This is a genomic window from Dechloromonas sp. CZR5, assembly GCF_008711155.1.
In the GTDB taxonomy this organism is placed as follows: Bacteria; Pseudomonadota; Gammaproteobacteria; order Burkholderiales; family Rhodocyclaceae; genus Azonexus.
Genome location: NZ_VUYQ01000010.1, coordinates 38787 through 52034, shown reverse-complemented (window position 1 = coordinate 52034; position 13248 = coordinate 38787). Strand labels below are relative to the sequence as shown.

The following is a 13248-nucleotide window of genomic DNA, read 5'->3' as shown; positions in this document are numbered from 1 at the left end:
GGCGACGCTTTAGCAGAATTTGTGAATCGCCCCGCAAGTTGTCTGTTTAACTCGGCGATTACATAATGGTAACCTTTTCTCAGGGGGATTCAACCCCCGGGGCCTCATGGTTTTTCTCTTTCGCCTTCTTTCCCTGCTCCCGTTGTGCGTGTTGCATACCCTTGGCGGGATGCTTGGCCGGCTGATTTACGGGCTGTCGCCGACCTATCGTCGCCACCTGCAGGACAACCTGGCACAGGCCGGTATTGATGCCTCCATTCGCGGTGCCGTTGCCGCAGAAACCGGCAAGCAGATGGTCGAACTGGCGCGGATCTGGATGCGGCCGCTGGACGAGGCGGTGCCGCTGGTCGCCGAGGTCGTCGGCTGGGAGCATGTCGAAGCGGCGCGCTCCGCCGGCAAGGGTATTGTCTTCCTGACGCCGCACCTCGGCTGTTTCGAAATCACCGCCCAGTACCTGTCATCCTTTGGCGATATCACGGTCTTGTACCGCGAGCCCAAATCGACCGCTGCCAACGAACTGATTTTGATGGGCCGCAAGCGCGAGCACCTGCACCTGGCGCCGGCCGACCTGTCCGGCGTGCGTGCGCTGATCAAGGCGCTGAAGAAGGGCGAGATGGTCGGCATGCTGCCGGATCAGGCACCCAAGACCGGGGAGGGCGTCTGGCTGAAGTTTTTCGGGCGTTACGCCTATACCATGACGCTGGCGGCGCGGCTGACCGAGACCAATGCCGTTTCCCTGCTCACCTGGGGGGAGCGCCTGCCGGGCGGGCGCGGGTTCCGCATCCATTTTTCGCAGCCGACCAGCCCCCTGGCTGGGTCGACCATCGAGCGGGCGCAGCAGATCAATCACGAGATCGAAACCCTGATTCGCCAGTGCCCGACCCAATACCTGTGGGGCTATAACCGCTACAAGCGACCGGGGGGCGCCGAAGCGCCGCCGGCGGAGTGATCCTTGAAAGTCTTTTTCACCTACCTTCTTGTCGGTTTCCTGTGGTTGCTGCACTGGTTGCCTTTGCCGCTCCTGCGGGCGCTCGGCCGGGGTTTGGGGCGATTGCTCTATGCCCTGGGGCGAGAGCGGCGCAAGGTTGCCTTGATCAATCTGCGCCTCTGTTTCCCGGATAAAACCGAAGCCGAGCGCGAAGACATTGCCAGGCGGCATTTCGTCGCCTTCGCCCAGGCCGTGCTGGATCGCACACTGGGCTGGTGGGCTTCGAAGGAGCGCCTGGAGCGCATCATTCGTATCCACGGAACGGAAAATCTGACCGATCCGCAGGGACGTCCGGTCATCCTGCTGACGCCGCATTTCGTCGGACTCGACGCCGGTGGGACGGTGGTGTCGATGCACGTTGTCGGCTGCAGCGTCTTTTCCATGCAGAAGAATCCCGTTCTGAACAAGCTGCTCTATGATGGGCGGATGCGTTTCAACAAGGCTGTCCTGCTGTCGCGACAGGACGGGATGCGCAAGATCGTCAAGGCGATGAAGGACGGCCATCCGTTCTACTACTTGCCGGACATGGATTTCGGGCCGAACGAGTCGATTTTCGTGCCCTTTTTCGGTGTCCAGGCGGCGACCATCCCGGCGCTGTCGCGGCTGGTTCGCCTTACCGGCGCCCGTGTCGTGCCGGTGATTTGCCGGCAGTCTCCTGACGGCTACGACATCGAAGTGATGCCGCCCTGGGAGAACTTCCCTGGCGAGAGCGTCGAAGCCGATACGGAATTCATGAATCAGTTCATCGAAAGCCAGGTACTGCGCATGCCGGAGCAGTACTTCTGGTTGCACAAGCGCTTCAAGACCCGGCCACCCGGAGAACAGAGGTTTTATAAATGAACAGCAACCTGAACGTCGAAATCCGCCCGGTGACGCCGCCCGATGTGCCGGCCATCGCCGCCTTGGCCCGCGAAATCTGGCAGGCGACCTACCCCGGCATCATCACCCAGGAGCAGATCGATTTCATGCTCGAGCAGCGCTATGGGCACGAGCGTCTGTACGACGACCTGGAAGATCTCCACAAATGGCTCGACCAGGCTTTCCACGAGGGGCGTCGTGTCGGCTTCGCCTTCAGCGAAATCCACAAGGGCGAGTTCAAGCTCGACAAGCTCTACATCCATCCGGACGTCCAGCGGCGTGGTGTCGGCGGACAGTTGATCTCCAACGTCGCTGAACGGGCCAGAAAGGCAGGCTATCCCTGTGTAATCCTGCAGGTGAACAAGCGCAACGTGAATGCCATCAACTCGTACAAAAAATACGGCTTCGTCGTCCGTGAAGTGATGGTCGATGACATCGGCCGCGGCTACGTCATGGACGATTACGTGATGGAGAAGAAGCTTTAAGAATTTTGGGCAACGTGCTGTCTCTGCTATGATTTTCCGAGTCATTCAGCGGAGCCGCACGTGAAACTCAAATTCTCCAAGATGCATGGTCTGGGCAACGATTTCGTTGTCCTCGACGGCGTGCGCCAACAGGTTTCCCTGAGCCCGGAACAACTGGTCTATCTGGCCGACCGCCACTTTGGCGTCGGCTGCGATCAGATTCTTCTGGTTGAAAAGGCGATGCAGTCCGGCATCGATTTCCGTTATCGCATCTTCAACGCCGATGGCGGCGAGGTCGAGCAGTGTGGCAACGGTGCGCGCTGCTTCGTGCGTTTCGTTCATGATCAGGGTCTGACCGACAAGCGGCAGATTCGAGTCGAGACGCTCAAGGGCACCATCGAGCCGCGCCTCGAGGCCGACGGCAATGTCACCGTCGATATGGGCGAGCCGCGTTTCCTGCCGGCGGAGATTCCGTTCATGGCGGACGAGGACGTGATCATCCACCTGCTCGATGTGGCCGACGAAACCCTGGAGACGACCGTCGTCTCGATGGGCAATCCACATGCCGTGCAGGTCGTCGATGACGTCGAGACCCATCCGGTCGGGCAGCACGGCCCCTTGATCGAGCGTCACGAGCGTTTCCCGAAGCGGGTCAATGCCGGCTTCATGCAGATCGTCGATCGTCATTCCATCAAGTTGCGCGTCTATGAGCGCGGTTCGGGCGAAACCATGGCCTGCGGTACCGGCGCTTGTGCCGCCGCCGTTGCCGGGATTCGCCGCAGCCTGCTCGATTCACCGGTCAGGGTGACGACGCGGGGCGGAGATTTGAGCATCGCCTGGGGCGGCCTTGGCCGCCCGGTCCTGATGACCGGCCCGGCGGTTACCGTATTTTCTGGAGAAATTGAATTATGAGCGCCATGTTCCCCGAGGAAATCGCGGACTATCTGAAGAACAATCCGAGCTTTTTCGAACAATACGCCGACCTGATGGCACAGATTTTCGTGCCGCACCCGCATGGTGGCCGGGCGGTGTCGCTGGCTGAGCGCCAGATGCTGACCTTGCGCGACAAAAACCGGACGACCGAGAGCAAGCTGGCCGAGTTGATCGCCTTCGGCGAGGAAAACGACGCCATCAGCGAGAAAGTACATCGCCTTGCGGTGGCGCTGGTCGCCGCTGAAACCTTCCAGGCCGTGATTCACCTGCTCAATTTCCACCTGCGCGATGATTTCTCGGTGCCGCACGTCGCCCTGCGCCTGTGGGACAAGCCGGAAGGCATCGAAGATCTGCCCGAGTTCGCGGCGGTCAGCGAGGAACTGCAGGTCTTCGCCGAGACCTTGGCTCGCCCGTACTGCGGTTCGACCGCCGGCTTCGGCACCGCCTCGTGGTTCGGCGAGCATGCTTCCCATATCCGTTCGCAGGCGCTGATCGCCCTGCGCAACGGCGGTGGAACCATCGGCATGATCGCCCTCGGCAGCGAGGATATGCAGCGCTTCTATGCCGACATGGGGACCCTCTATCTCGAACGCCTCGGCGAGATGGTGTCCGCAGCCCTCGCCCGGGTGACCAAGAGCGTGCTGTGACCCCTGTTGCGGCGGTAGACGCCTGGCTGACCGAACTTTCGGCGCAGCGCCGGATGTCGCCGCACACCCTGTCGAACTATCGGCGGGATATCGGCAAGCTGCTCGCTGCCGCCGGCGACCTTCCGCTGGCCGGTGTGCAGGTCCATCATGTTCGCCGCTTTGTCGCCCAATTGCATGGTCAGGGTCTGGCCGGCCGTTCGCTGGCCCGCCTGCTTTCGGCCTGGCGCGGCTTTTTCCGCTGGCTCGGCGAGCGCGGCATGGTGCCGGCCAATCCGTGCGACGGCATTCGGCCCCCGAAATCGCCCCGCCTGCTGCCCAAGGCCTTGTCGGTCGACGAAACGGCCCGTCTGCTGGAGGCTGTGGAAGACGACGATGCGCTCCAGGCGGCGCGCGATCTGGCGATGTTCGAGTTGTTCTATTCTTCCGGCCTGCGTCTGGCCGAACTGGTCGCCCTCGATAGCGATGTGCTGGATGATGTGTTGCGCGAAGGCGAAATCCGTGTCCTCGGCAAGCGCAACAAGTTGCGCCTGGTCCCGGTCGGCCGCAAGGCGCGCGAGGCGCTGGCTGCCTGGGGGGCTGTCCGGGGCGAACTGGCCCGGCCGGACGAAACGGCCCTGTTCGTCGGGGTGCGCGGCGCCCGCATCAGTCCGCGCATGGTCGAATCCCGCCTGGCGCGTCGCGCCGTCCTGCTCGGCTTGCCTACCCACGTGCATCCGCACATGCTGCGCCACTCCTTCGCGTCGCACGTCCTGCAATCCTCGGGTGACCTGAGGGCGGTGCAGGAAATGCTCGGACACGCCAGCATCGCCTCGACCCAGGTCTATACCCACCTCGATTTCCAGCACCTGGCCAAGGTTTACGATGCGGCGCATCCGCGGGCCAAGGCAAAACAGGGCGGTTAATCGTCCCTGAATGTCCGGCGCCACGCCACCGGCGAGACGCCGAAGGCCGTGCGGAAATGCTGGCGCAACGAAACGGCAGAGCCGAATCCCGCCAGGTTCGAAACGGTTTCCACCGAATGACTGCTCGATTCCAGCAGACGCTGGGCCAGCGCCAGGCGTTCGCCGAGCAGCCATGCACCCACCGTTGCGCCGGTCATCTGGCGGAAGTGGCGAGTAAAGGTCCGGCGACTCATCGTCGCTCTTGCGGCCAGACTGTCCAGCGTATGCGCCTGGTCGAGATGGGCGCGCACCCAGTCGAGCAGGCCGGAAAGGCGGGCATCCGTTGCGTTTGCCGGCAGCGGTTGCGTGACGAACTGGGCTTGCCCGCCCTGGCGATGCGGTGGAACGACCAGCCGGCGCGCCACGCTGTTGGCGATTTCTCCCCCCAGTTGCTGGCGCAGCATGTACAGGCAGCAGTCGATGGCGGCCACCGTGCCGGCCGAGGTCAACATCCGGCCATCTTCAAGATAGAGCACGTCGGGCTGGAGGCGGACCCCGGGGTGGCGTCGGGCGAAATCCTCCGCATAGGCCCAGTGGGTCGTGGCCGCTCGCCCGTCGAGCAGGCCGGCCTGGGCCAGCACGTAGGCGCCGAGGCAGAGTCCGACGATCCGTGCTCCGCGTTCGTGGGCGGCGACGAGCGCGGCGAGCAGGTCTGCCGGCGCGCGTTCCGCCGGGTCGCGCCAACTCGGCACGATGATGGTATCTGCCGTGAGCAGCTTTTCGAGGCCGTGCTCGACGACGATGGAGAATCCGGCAGTCGTCGCCAGCCGGCCGGGCTGGGTGGCGCAGACCGCGAAATCGAAGGGAGGTACGCCCGGATGACGGTCGCCGAATACCACGCAGGGCGCCGACAGGTGGAAAGGGCTGATGCGCTCGAAGGCGACGATGGCAATGGCGTGGTGCATGGCGCAGCGGGCAGGGCAGGGTTGGCCCGATATTGTCGCATATTGTCATTCGGGCCACTTCTTGCTCACCCGGCCTTTCGCCAGAATGAAAGCTCGTCGACCAACCGGAGAGCATCGTGCCCGCAGCCAACAAACGCGCCCTGATCGTCATCGATCTGCAGAACGACTATTTTGCCGACGGCAAATTTCCGCTGTGGCGGGCCGAGGAAACCCTGGGCAAGGTCGAGTCGGCCATTGCCGGGGCGCGGGCGCAGGGTGTTCCGGTCATCGTCATCCAGCACATCGCCGATGCCGGCAAGGGTCTGGCGCCATTCTTCAATGCCGGAACCACTGGTGTCGACGTGCATCCACGGATTCTGGCGGCGGCACCGGAGGCGACGTGGGTCACCAAGTCTTTTGCCGACAGCTTTCTCAACACGTCGCTGGAAGAGGAACTCGTGCGGCTTGGTGTCGATGAATTACTGATCTGCGGCATGATGACCCAGAACTGCGTTACCCACACGGCAATCTCCAGATCGGCGGAGAAGTACAAGATCACCGTCCTTGGCGATTGTTGTACGACGGTGAGCGAGATGATCCACAAGATTGCCCTGAATGCCCTTTCGGCACGTGTTCCGGTGGCAGATGCAGTGGCGCTTTTGGGTCAATAAGGAAAAAAATCCAAATAATCAACCCTCAATTGACGTTTGCCTGTCTACCCACTATGATTGACGGTTTCGAAAAATCGCCGGAATCAAGGAGTTTTCATGGCCATCAACCGTAACCGCCGTTCTTCCCTGGAACGCCGCTGCGTTTCCAAGTCCACCAAGCGCCTGTTCAAGGGCGATGGCAAGACCATGTTCAAGACCATGTACGCTGCCGAATGTCATCAGCGTAACCGCAAGGCACTGGGCGCCTAAGCGTTAGCAGGCTTATCAGGGCCCCGGTTGCTGCAAGGTAACCGGGGCTTCTTGCTTTTGAGGTCGGGAAATCATGGCGCAATTGATTCTTTTGCCGGGTAAGGAACGTTCGGCGTTCAAGCAGCATCATCCCTGGTTGTTCGCCGGCTCGGTTGGGCGGCTCGAAGGCCGTGCCCGGCCGGGCGATACCGTCGAGGTGCTGGCCGACAACCTGCGGCCGCTGGGCCGCGCGGCGTACAGCCCGAGCTCGCAGATTCGGGCGCGCTTCTGGACTTTCGACCCGGAAGAATCGATCGACGACGCCTTCTTCAAACGCCGCATCGCGGCCGCCGTGGCGCGTCGTCAGGCCTTGCCGGAACTCAAGGGGCAGCAGGGCCTGCGTCTGATACATGCCGAGTCCGACGGCTTGCCGGGCATCGTCGCCGATCAATACGGCGACACGGTCGTCGTGCAACTGACCTCGGCCGGTGCCGACAAGTGGCGCAAGGCCATCGTGGCTGGACTGGTCAAGGCCACCGGTTGTGCCCGCATCTACGAGCGTTCCGATTCCGATGTGCGTGGCCTGGAAGGGCTGGAGCCGACCGTCGGCTGGCTGCATGGCGAGCCGACGGTCGGCGCGCTGTCCATCGATGAAAATGGCGTGCAACTGGCCGTCGATGTCGTCGGCGGCCACAAAACCGGCTTCTATCTCGATCAGCGCGACAACCGGGCCTGGCTGCGCAGCGTGGCGGCCGGCAAGGACATCCTGAATTGCTTCTGCTACACCGGGGGTTTCTCGCTGCAGGCGCTGGCTGGCGACGCGGCGCACGTGCTGTCCATCGATTCGTCGGGACCGGCGCTGGCTCAGGCCCGCGCTAATCTGGCGCTCAATCCGCAGTTGCCGGCCGACCGCGCTGAATGGCTGGAGGCAGATGTCTTCCAGGCACTGCGCGACTTTCGCAAGGCCGGGCGGACTTTCGATCTGATCGTCCTCGATCCGCCCAAGTTCGCTCCCTCGGCTGCCCATGCGGATCGGGCGGCGCGCGCCTACAAGGACATCAACCTGCTCGGTTTCCGGCTGCTGCGGCCGGGTGGCTTGCTGATGACCTATTCGTGCTCGGGCGGTATCGGCCTGGAGTTGTTCCAGAAGATCGTCGCCGGTGCGGCGCTGGATGCCGGGCGGGAAGCGCGCATCGTCCGCCGCCTGTCGGGTACGGCCGATCATCCGGTTGCATTGAACTTCCCGGAAGGCGAATATCTCAAAGGCTTGCTCGTCCAGGTCGATTAAACTGTCGTCGTGAATCCGCTTCGCCATCTCCTTCTTGTTGCTGCCCTCGTCCTCGTCCAGTTACTGGCGGGGGCGCACGCCGTCGAGCATGCGGCAGGGAACGAAGATGCCTTGCCGACGCATGCCTGCCTGCTGTGCCTGACGGCGCATGATCTTGGCGTCGCCTTGCCGTCCGTGGCGAGTCTGCCGCCGGTGGTGGCGCATCAATTTGTGCCGGAAACCCAGTCGGCCCATGCGAGAGCGAGTTTCCCGGCGCCAGTCGCCTGCCAGCGCGGCCCACCCCACTCCTGAAAAAGCCGGTTTCCACCGGCCAACGTTTGTCATTTCCGAAGACCGCTGCCGAGCGCGCGGTCTGTCGTCATGCATTTTCAGGAGTTTTCCATGCAAAAAACCTTTGCCATGGCTGCCATGCTGGCTGCCGCCGGAGCGGCCCAGGCCGCCGACAACGCCGATCTGGCCGCCATTCGCGCGCAGATCGATGAGATGAAGAAGAGCTACGAACAGCGTATCGCGACGCTGGAAAAAAAGCTGGCGCAAGCCGAATCGAAGACGAGCGTGCAGCCTGTCGCGGCGCCTGCCACGAGCCAGGTCAGCCAGCCGGCCAGTGGTTTCAACCCCGAGGTGTCGTTGATCCTGCAGGGGCAATACAAGAACATGAAGGACGTGCCGGAACGCGGCATTACCGGCTTTTATCCGGCCGGCGGTCACGATCACGGCGAGGGCGCCATTCCGGGGATCAGCAAGCGCGGTTTCTCGGTCGACCATACCGAACTGGTGTTGGCGGCCAATATCGACCCCTACTGGCGAGGCCAGGCCATTGTCGCCATGGTCGACGGCAAGGCCGAGATCGAGGAAGCCTGGTTCCGGTCGCTTGGCCTGGGCCATGGCATCGGCCTGAAGGGCGGACGTTTCCGTTCCGGCATCGGCTACCTCAATGAACAGCATCCGCATATGTGGGATTTCGCCGACGCGCCGCTGATGTACCGGGCGATGTTCGGTGCCGAGGCCAGCTACGTGCAGGATGGCGTGCAGTTCAAATGGCTGGCGCCGACCACAACCTTCTTCGAGATCGGCGCCGAGGCAGGGCGGGGTGCCAATTTCCCGGGAACGGAACGCAACAAGAACGGCAGTGGCTCGGTTGCGGCCTTCGCCCATGTGGGCGACGACGTCGGGGTGTCGAACAGCTGGCGAGCCGGGGTTTCGTACCTGACGACCCAGGCCAAGGCACGCGAAGGGCATTTCGAGGATGTCGGTGGCGTCGAGGCACTGGGCAAGTTCAGCGGCGATTCGCGAACCTGGCTGGTCGATTTCGTCTGGAAATGGGCACCGAACGGCAATCCGAAATACCAGAACTTCAAGTTCCAGGCCGAATACTTGAATCGTCACGAAAAGGGCGACTTCTCGTGTGAGGATGCGGATTCGGCCAATCCCGGCGCCTGCACGGGCGGTCTGAACAGCCTCTACCGCACCCGGCAGTCCGGCTGGTATGCCCAGAGCGTCTATCAATTTACGCCGAACTGGCGAGCCGGCCTGCGCTATGAGCAGCTCGACAGCGGTCATCGCGACTTCGGCGCCAATGCGGTCAATCTGGCGCTGAGCGATTACCGTCCGAAGAAGGCGACGGCGATGATCGATTACAGCTGGAGTGAGTTCTCGCGTGTCCGTCTGCAATTCGCGCAGGACAAATCGATGCTCGGCATCACCGACAACCAGCTTACCGTGCAGTACATCATGAGCCTGGGTGCCCACGGCGCCCACAAATTCTAGGAGGTGCCATGAAATATCTTGCTATCGGCTTTTTGCTGCTTGCAGCAGCCTTGTCCGCCCGGGCCGACCTGAATGTGTTTGCCACGGTGCCCGAGTGGGGCGCGCTGGCCAAGGAAATAGGTGGCGACAAGGTGAAGTTGTATACCGCAACCAATGCCTTCCAGGATCCGCACCGTATCGAGGCCAAGCCGTCCCTGCTGGCGCAGGCCCGTCAGGCCAGCCTGGTCATCGCCGCCGGGGCTGACCTGGAGATCGGCTGGCTGCCGCTGGTCCTGCGCGATTCCGGCAACCCGGCCATCCAGCCGGGGCGGCCCGGTTATTTCGAGGCAGCGGCCTTTGTCACTCGCCTCGAGATTCCGGCCGTGGTCGATCGTGCGCATGGCGATGTGCATGCCGCGGGTAATCCGCACACCCACCTCGACCCACGCAACGTGCTCAAGGTGGGTGAAAAGCTGGCGGCGCGCATGGCCGAACTCGATGCGGCCAACGCAGCCGCCTATCAGGCCGGATTGGCGGCTTTTTCCGGCAAGTGGCAAGCCGCCATGGCGCGCTGGGAAAAAGAAGCAGCCCCCTTGAAAGGGGTGGCGGTTCTGGTTCATCACCAATCCTTCATCTATTTGACGAACTGGCTGGGCATGAAGGAAGTCGGTACGCTCGAACCGAAGCCGGGCATCGAGCCGACCAGCGGCCATCTGGGCGCATTGTTGCAGCGGCAGCAGGCGACACCGGCCAGAATGGTGTTGCGCACGGCCTATCAGCAGGATGCGCAAAGTCAGTGGATTGCCGGCAAAACGGGTATTCCGGCGGTGTTGCTGCCCTATACGGTCGGCGGTACGCCGGAGGCCAGGGATCTGTTCGGTCTGTTCGACGACACCGTTCAGCGTCTGCTCAAGGGCCTGCGCTGAGATGCTGCGCGCCGAGGCACTGGTCGCCGGATGGAGCGGGCCGGCGACATCGCCCATCGACTTTTCGTTGCAGGCCGGCGAAATCGTCGGCCTGACCGGTCCGAATGGCGTCGGCAAGAGTACCCTGCTGGCCGCCTTTGCCGGTCGGGCCACCGTCTTTTCCGGGCGTCTCGAACTGCAGGCGGGCCTCCGGCTCGCCGTACAGACGCAGGAGGTGCCGCCGGTTGACGGTCTTCCGCTATCGGGACGCGATTTGCTGGCTTTGACCGGTGCCTCGCCGGAAGGGCTGCCGCCCTGGCTGGTCGATCGGGTGGATATCCGTCTCGATCGCCTGTCAGGCGGTCAGCGCCATTACCTTGCGCTGTGGGCAGTTCTCCATGCGCCGGCCGACCTGGTCCTGCTGGACGAGCCGACCAACAACCTCGATGCCGCCGGGGTGCGCCATCTGACGGCGCATCTGCGCGAACGGGCGCGCGAGGGCTGCGGCATCGTCGTGGTCAGCCACGATGCGGCGTTTGTCGCTGCGGCTTGCGATCGGGTGGTGACACTGGAGGTGCGCGATGTCGACTGATCTCTTCCTGATCCCCTTTCTGACCGGTCTGGGGCTGGCGATCCTGCTGCCTTTGCTGGGCTGCTACCTGCGTTTGCGTGACGAGTGGCTGGCGGCGCTGGCCTACTCGCATGTTTCCGCTGCCGGCGCGTTGCTTGCCTTGGTGGCCGGCCTGCCGCCGGCCGCCGGAGGAATTGCCGCCGCGGCGCTTGCCGGCGCCGGCAAGCGACTGTTTGCCGCCCGCCTTTCCGGGGGGGCGGCGTATGCCTTGTTGTTGCTCGCCGGCTGGTCACTCGCTGTCCTGCTGGCTGCCAACCAGCCACAGGCCGAGCGTCTCGGGCATGCGCTCTTTGACGGGCAGCTGTATTTCAGCAGCAGCGCACAGCTCTGGCTGGTCGCTATCAGCGTGCCGGTTGCCCTGGGCGTGTTGCGGCTGCTGTCCAGGCATCTGTTGCTTGCCCACACCTACCCCGATTTTTTCCGGATTCGCGGCTTGCGCGCCTGGCCGACACAAATCGGCTTCGATCTGCTGGCCGCGCTGGCGCTGGCGCTGGCGACCATGAACCTCGGGGTGATGGGGGCCTTCGCACTGGTCTTCATCCCGCCCTGGCTGGCCTTTCGCCGGGCCAGGGACTGGCGAGCCGGATTGCTGCGCTCGTTGCTGCTTGGCCTCGTCGCCTATATCGTTGCATTTGGTGTGGCGCTTTGGCTTGATCAGCCGTTCGGACCTATTCTGGCCGTGATGCTGGTGGCGTTTGGATTGATCGTTGCATGAACTTGGAGGGCGTGCTAAAACCCCCTTTCTGCATGCGGAGTGGTCATGGTTTTTTCGTTTTTCAAGAAGCAGCCCAACAAGATGCCCGAGCGGCCCGCTGCCCGGCCGCGTCCGGTGGAGCAGCCGCCTGAAGCGAAACCGCTTGATGCGGCAGTCGAGATGCCGGTCAAGGAACCGGCGGCACCTTTACCCGACCTCGAGTTCTCGAGCACTACGCCCATCGCTGCGCCGCCGCCGAGGGCGTCGTCCAAACAGCCAGTTGCCGCACCTGTCGCGACGCCTGAGCCGGTGGGCGACGATGCTTTCAGTATCGACGACTTCGACAGCGACTTTACCAATTCCAGCGTAATGGGGATCGACGTCGACCACGACGTGGACCCGCTGCAATCCTGTGTCGAGCAGGTTGTCGTCCTCTACGCCAATGGTCAGGATGCGGCCGCCCGCTCCTTGCTCGAGACCTTCGTGCGCTCGTATCGCGGGCTGGAAGGCAAACGCTTCTGGATGTTGCTGTTCGATTTCTTGCAGATCAGCGGCGATCGCACAGCCTTCGAAAAACTCGGCGTCGAGTATGCGGAGACTTGCGAATCCTCGCCGCCGACCTGGAGCCAGGCGGTGACGGCAGCCGCTTCCGCTACCGGCGGGCGTGCCGCGAACAAGATTTTCCTGCAGGGCGTGCTGACCAGCGAAAGCGCGCTGCCGGTCGACGAACTGGCCCGCCTGATTGCCCAGAAAGCCGATGTCAGCGTGGATTGCGCCAAACTGATCGGGTGCGATGACGAGATTGCCGCGCAACTGGCCGATCTGTTGCTGCGGGCGCGCAAGCAGCGTCTGGCAGTCAGCCTGCTCGGCGCCGAAGCCTTCATGGAAAGGCTGAACGAGCGGCTGGTTGCCGGCGAGGCGATGCATGAGCCGGCATGGTGCCTGCTGCTGGAACTGCTGCAACGTCATGGTACCCAGGATCGTTTCGAGGAGCGGGCGGTCGACTACGCCGTGACCTTCGAGCGCTCGCCGCCCTCGTGGGAGACTGCGAAGGCGGCCGGAGGAAAGGCGGCTGCGGCTTCTCAAGGGCCGGCAGACGACGCCTATTATCTGGTCGGGGAACTCAAGGCCTGTCGTTTCGAGGACCTGCACCAGATTCTTGAGCGCTACAGCCACCCCATACTCGATTTCTCGCAAGTCACCCGACTGGACTTCATCTCGGCCGGACAACTGGTCAATCGTCTGGCGCCGATAAAGGCTGCCGGGCGTGAAATCGTCATCCGCAGCCCAAATCATCTCGTTGCCGAATTGATGGCCGTTGTAGGCCTCAACAAACAGGCACGCATCATCGTTCCCAAGTCTTAATTCAG

At 63.0% G+C, this 13248-nt stretch carries 16 protein-coding genes; 15 read left to right on the top strand and 1 reads right to left on the bottom strand.

What is annotated here, in order from left to right; translation table 11 throughout:
* Positions 1-106 precede the first annotated feature (106 nt).
* From F1002_RS18820 to xerC, 6 genes are read left to right on the top strand one after another with little or no spacing between them, the layout of a single operon-like run.
* Positions 107-949: a lysophospholipid acyltransferase family protein gene (locus tag F1002_RS18820; RefSeq protein WP_150430588.1), complete on the top strand. Its 843-nt coding sequence runs from the start codon at positions 107-109 to the stop codon at positions 947-949.
* A 3-nt stretch (positions 950-952) separates the two neighbouring features.
* On the top strand, positions 953-1828 hold the full coding sequence (locus F1002_RS18815) for a lysophospholipid acyltransferase family protein (protein ID WP_150430587.1): 876 nt from the start codon (positions 953-955) through the stop codon (positions 1826-1828).
* Positions 1825-2331, top strand: a complete 507-nt coding sequence (locus tag F1002_RS18810) for a GNAT family N-acetyltransferase (RefSeq protein WP_150430586.1) — start codon at positions 1825-1827, stop codon at positions 2329-2331. Before F1002_RS18815 ends, F1002_RS18810 begins: the two co-directional genes overlap by 4 nt.
* A gap of 60 nt (positions 2332-2391) precedes the next feature.
* Positions 2392-3222 (top strand): diaminopimelate epimerase, encoded by an 831-nt coding sequence (gene dapF / locus F1002_RS18805; protein WP_150430585.1) that lies wholly within the window; start codon positions 2392-2394, stop codon positions 3220-3222.
* A complete protein-coding gene (locus F1002_RS18800; RefSeq protein ID WP_223879678.1) occupies positions 3219-3890 on the top strand; it encodes a DUF484 family protein in 672 nt (223 codons plus the stop codon). Before dapF ends, F1002_RS18800 begins: the two co-directional genes overlap by 4 nt.
* The gene (gene xerC / locus F1002_RS18795) at positions 3887-4792 is read left to right on the top strand and encodes a tyrosine recombinase XerC (RefSeq protein ID WP_150430584.1); all 906 of its coding nucleotides are present in this window, start codon (positions 3887-3889) and stop codon (positions 4790-4792) included. The genes F1002_RS18800 and xerC overlap by 4 nt, the downstream gene beginning before the upstream one ends.
* Here xerC and F1002_RS18790 read toward each other — a convergent pair.
* Positions 4789-5736, bottom strand: a complete 948-nt coding sequence (locus tag F1002_RS18790; RefSeq protein WP_150430583.1) for a helix-turn-helix domain-containing protein — start codon at positions 5734-5736, stop codon at positions 4789-4791. The genes xerC and F1002_RS18790 overlap by 4 nt on opposite strands.
* Positions 5737-5852: 116 nt before the next feature.
* On the opposite strand from F1002_RS18790, the gene F1002_RS18785 reads away from it, so the two are divergent.
* From F1002_RS18785 to F1002_RS18750, 9 genes are all read left to right on the top strand, one after another.
* On the top strand, positions 5853-6386 hold the full coding sequence (locus F1002_RS18785; protein ID WP_150430582.1) for a cysteine hydrolase family protein: 534 nt from the start codon (positions 5853-5855) through the stop codon (positions 6384-6386).
* Positions 6387-6482: 96 nt separating this feature from the next.
* Positions 6483-6635, top strand: coding sequence for a hypothetical protein (locus F1002_RS21075; protein ID WP_157274975.1), 153 nt, complete (start codon positions 6483-6485; stop codon positions 6633-6635).
* 73 nt (positions 6636-6708) lie between these two features.
* Entirely contained in the window at positions 6709-7902 is a 1194-nt protein-coding gene (locus F1002_RS18780; RefSeq protein ID WP_150430581.1) for a class I SAM-dependent rRNA methyltransferase, read from the top strand.
* Positions 7903-7911: 9 nt separating this feature from the next.
* A complete protein-coding gene (locus F1002_RS18775; protein ID WP_150430580.1) occupies positions 7912-8193 on the top strand; it encodes a hypothetical protein in 282 nt (93 codons plus the stop codon).
* Between the two features lie 90 nt (positions 8194-8283).
* Positions 8284-9669, top strand: a complete 1386-nt coding sequence (locus F1002_RS18770; RefSeq protein ID WP_150430579.1) for a TonB-dependent receptor — start codon at positions 8284-8286, stop codon at positions 9667-9669.
* A gap of 8 nt (positions 9670-9677) precedes the next feature.
* Positions 9678-10574, top strand: coding sequence for a metal ABC transporter solute-binding protein, Zn/Mn family (locus tag F1002_RS18765; RefSeq protein WP_150430578.1), 897 nt, complete (start codon positions 9678-9680; stop codon positions 10572-10574).
* A gap of 1 nt (position 10575) precedes the next feature.
* Complete coding sequence (locus tag F1002_RS18760; RefSeq protein ID WP_150430577.1) at positions 10576-11145, top strand: ATP-binding cassette domain-containing protein; 570 nt, start codon at positions 10576-10578, stop codon at positions 11143-11145.
* Positions 11135-11899 carry a metal ABC transporter permease gene (locus F1002_RS18755; protein WP_150430576.1) on the top strand — a complete coding sequence of 255 codons (765 nt, stop codon included), beginning with the start codon at positions 11135-11137 and terminating at the stop codon, positions 11897-11899. The genes F1002_RS18760 and F1002_RS18755 overlap by 11 nt, the downstream gene beginning before the upstream one ends.
* Before the next feature lie 45 nt (positions 11900-11944).
* Positions 11945-13243, top strand: a complete 1299-nt coding sequence (locus tag F1002_RS18750; RefSeq protein WP_150430575.1) for an STAS domain-containing protein — start codon at positions 11945-11947, stop codon at positions 13241-13243.
* Positions 13244-13248 lie beyond the last annotated feature (5 nt).

What these genes read in the sequence shown, in the direction of transcription:
- F1002_RS18780 (WP_150430581.1), top strand. Translation starts at nt 6,709, where the DNA reads ATGGCGCAATTGATTCTTTTGCCGGGTAAGGAACGTTCGGCGTTCAAG.
- F1002_RS18750 (WP_150430575.1), top strand. Translation starts at nt 11,945, where the DNA reads ATGGTTTTTTCGTTTTTCAAGAAGCAGCCCAACAAGATGCCCGAGCGG.
- F1002_RS18800 (WP_223879678.1), top strand. Translation starts at nt 3,219, where the DNA reads ATGAGCGCCATGTTCCCCGAGGAAATCGCGGACTATCTGAAGAACAAT.
- F1002_RS18810 (WP_150430586.1), top strand. Translation starts at nt 1,825, where the DNA reads ATGAACAGCAACCTGAACGTCGAAATCCGCCCGGTGACGCCGCCCGAT.
- F1002_RS18790 (WP_150430583.1), bottom strand. Translation starts at nt 5,736, where the DNA reads ATGCACCACGCCATTGCCATCGTCGCCTTCGAGCGCATCAGCCCTTTC.
- F1002_RS18755 (WP_150430576.1), top strand. Translation starts at nt 11,135, where the DNA reads ATGTCGACTGATCTCTTCCTGATCCCCTTTCTGACCGGTCTGGGGCTG.
- F1002_RS18820 (WP_150430588.1), top strand. Translation starts at nt 107, where the DNA reads ATGGTTTTTCTCTTTCGCCTTCTTTCCCTGCTCCCGTTGTGCGTGTTG.
- F1002_RS18765 (WP_150430578.1), top strand. Translation starts at nt 9,678, where the DNA reads ATGAAATATCTTGCTATCGGCTTTTTGCTGCTTGCAGCAGCCTTGTCC.
- F1002_RS21075 (WP_157274975.1), top strand. Translation starts at nt 6,483, where the DNA reads ATGGCCATCAACCGTAACCGCCGTTCTTCCCTGGAACGCCGCTGCGTT.
- F1002_RS18770 (WP_150430579.1), top strand. Translation starts at nt 8,284, where the DNA reads ATGCAAAAAACCTTTGCCATGGCTGCCATGCTGGCTGCCGCCGGAGCG.
- F1002_RS18760 (WP_150430577.1), top strand. Translation starts at nt 10,576, where the DNA reads ATGCTGCGCGCCGAGGCACTGGTCGCCGGATGGAGCGGGCCGGCGACA.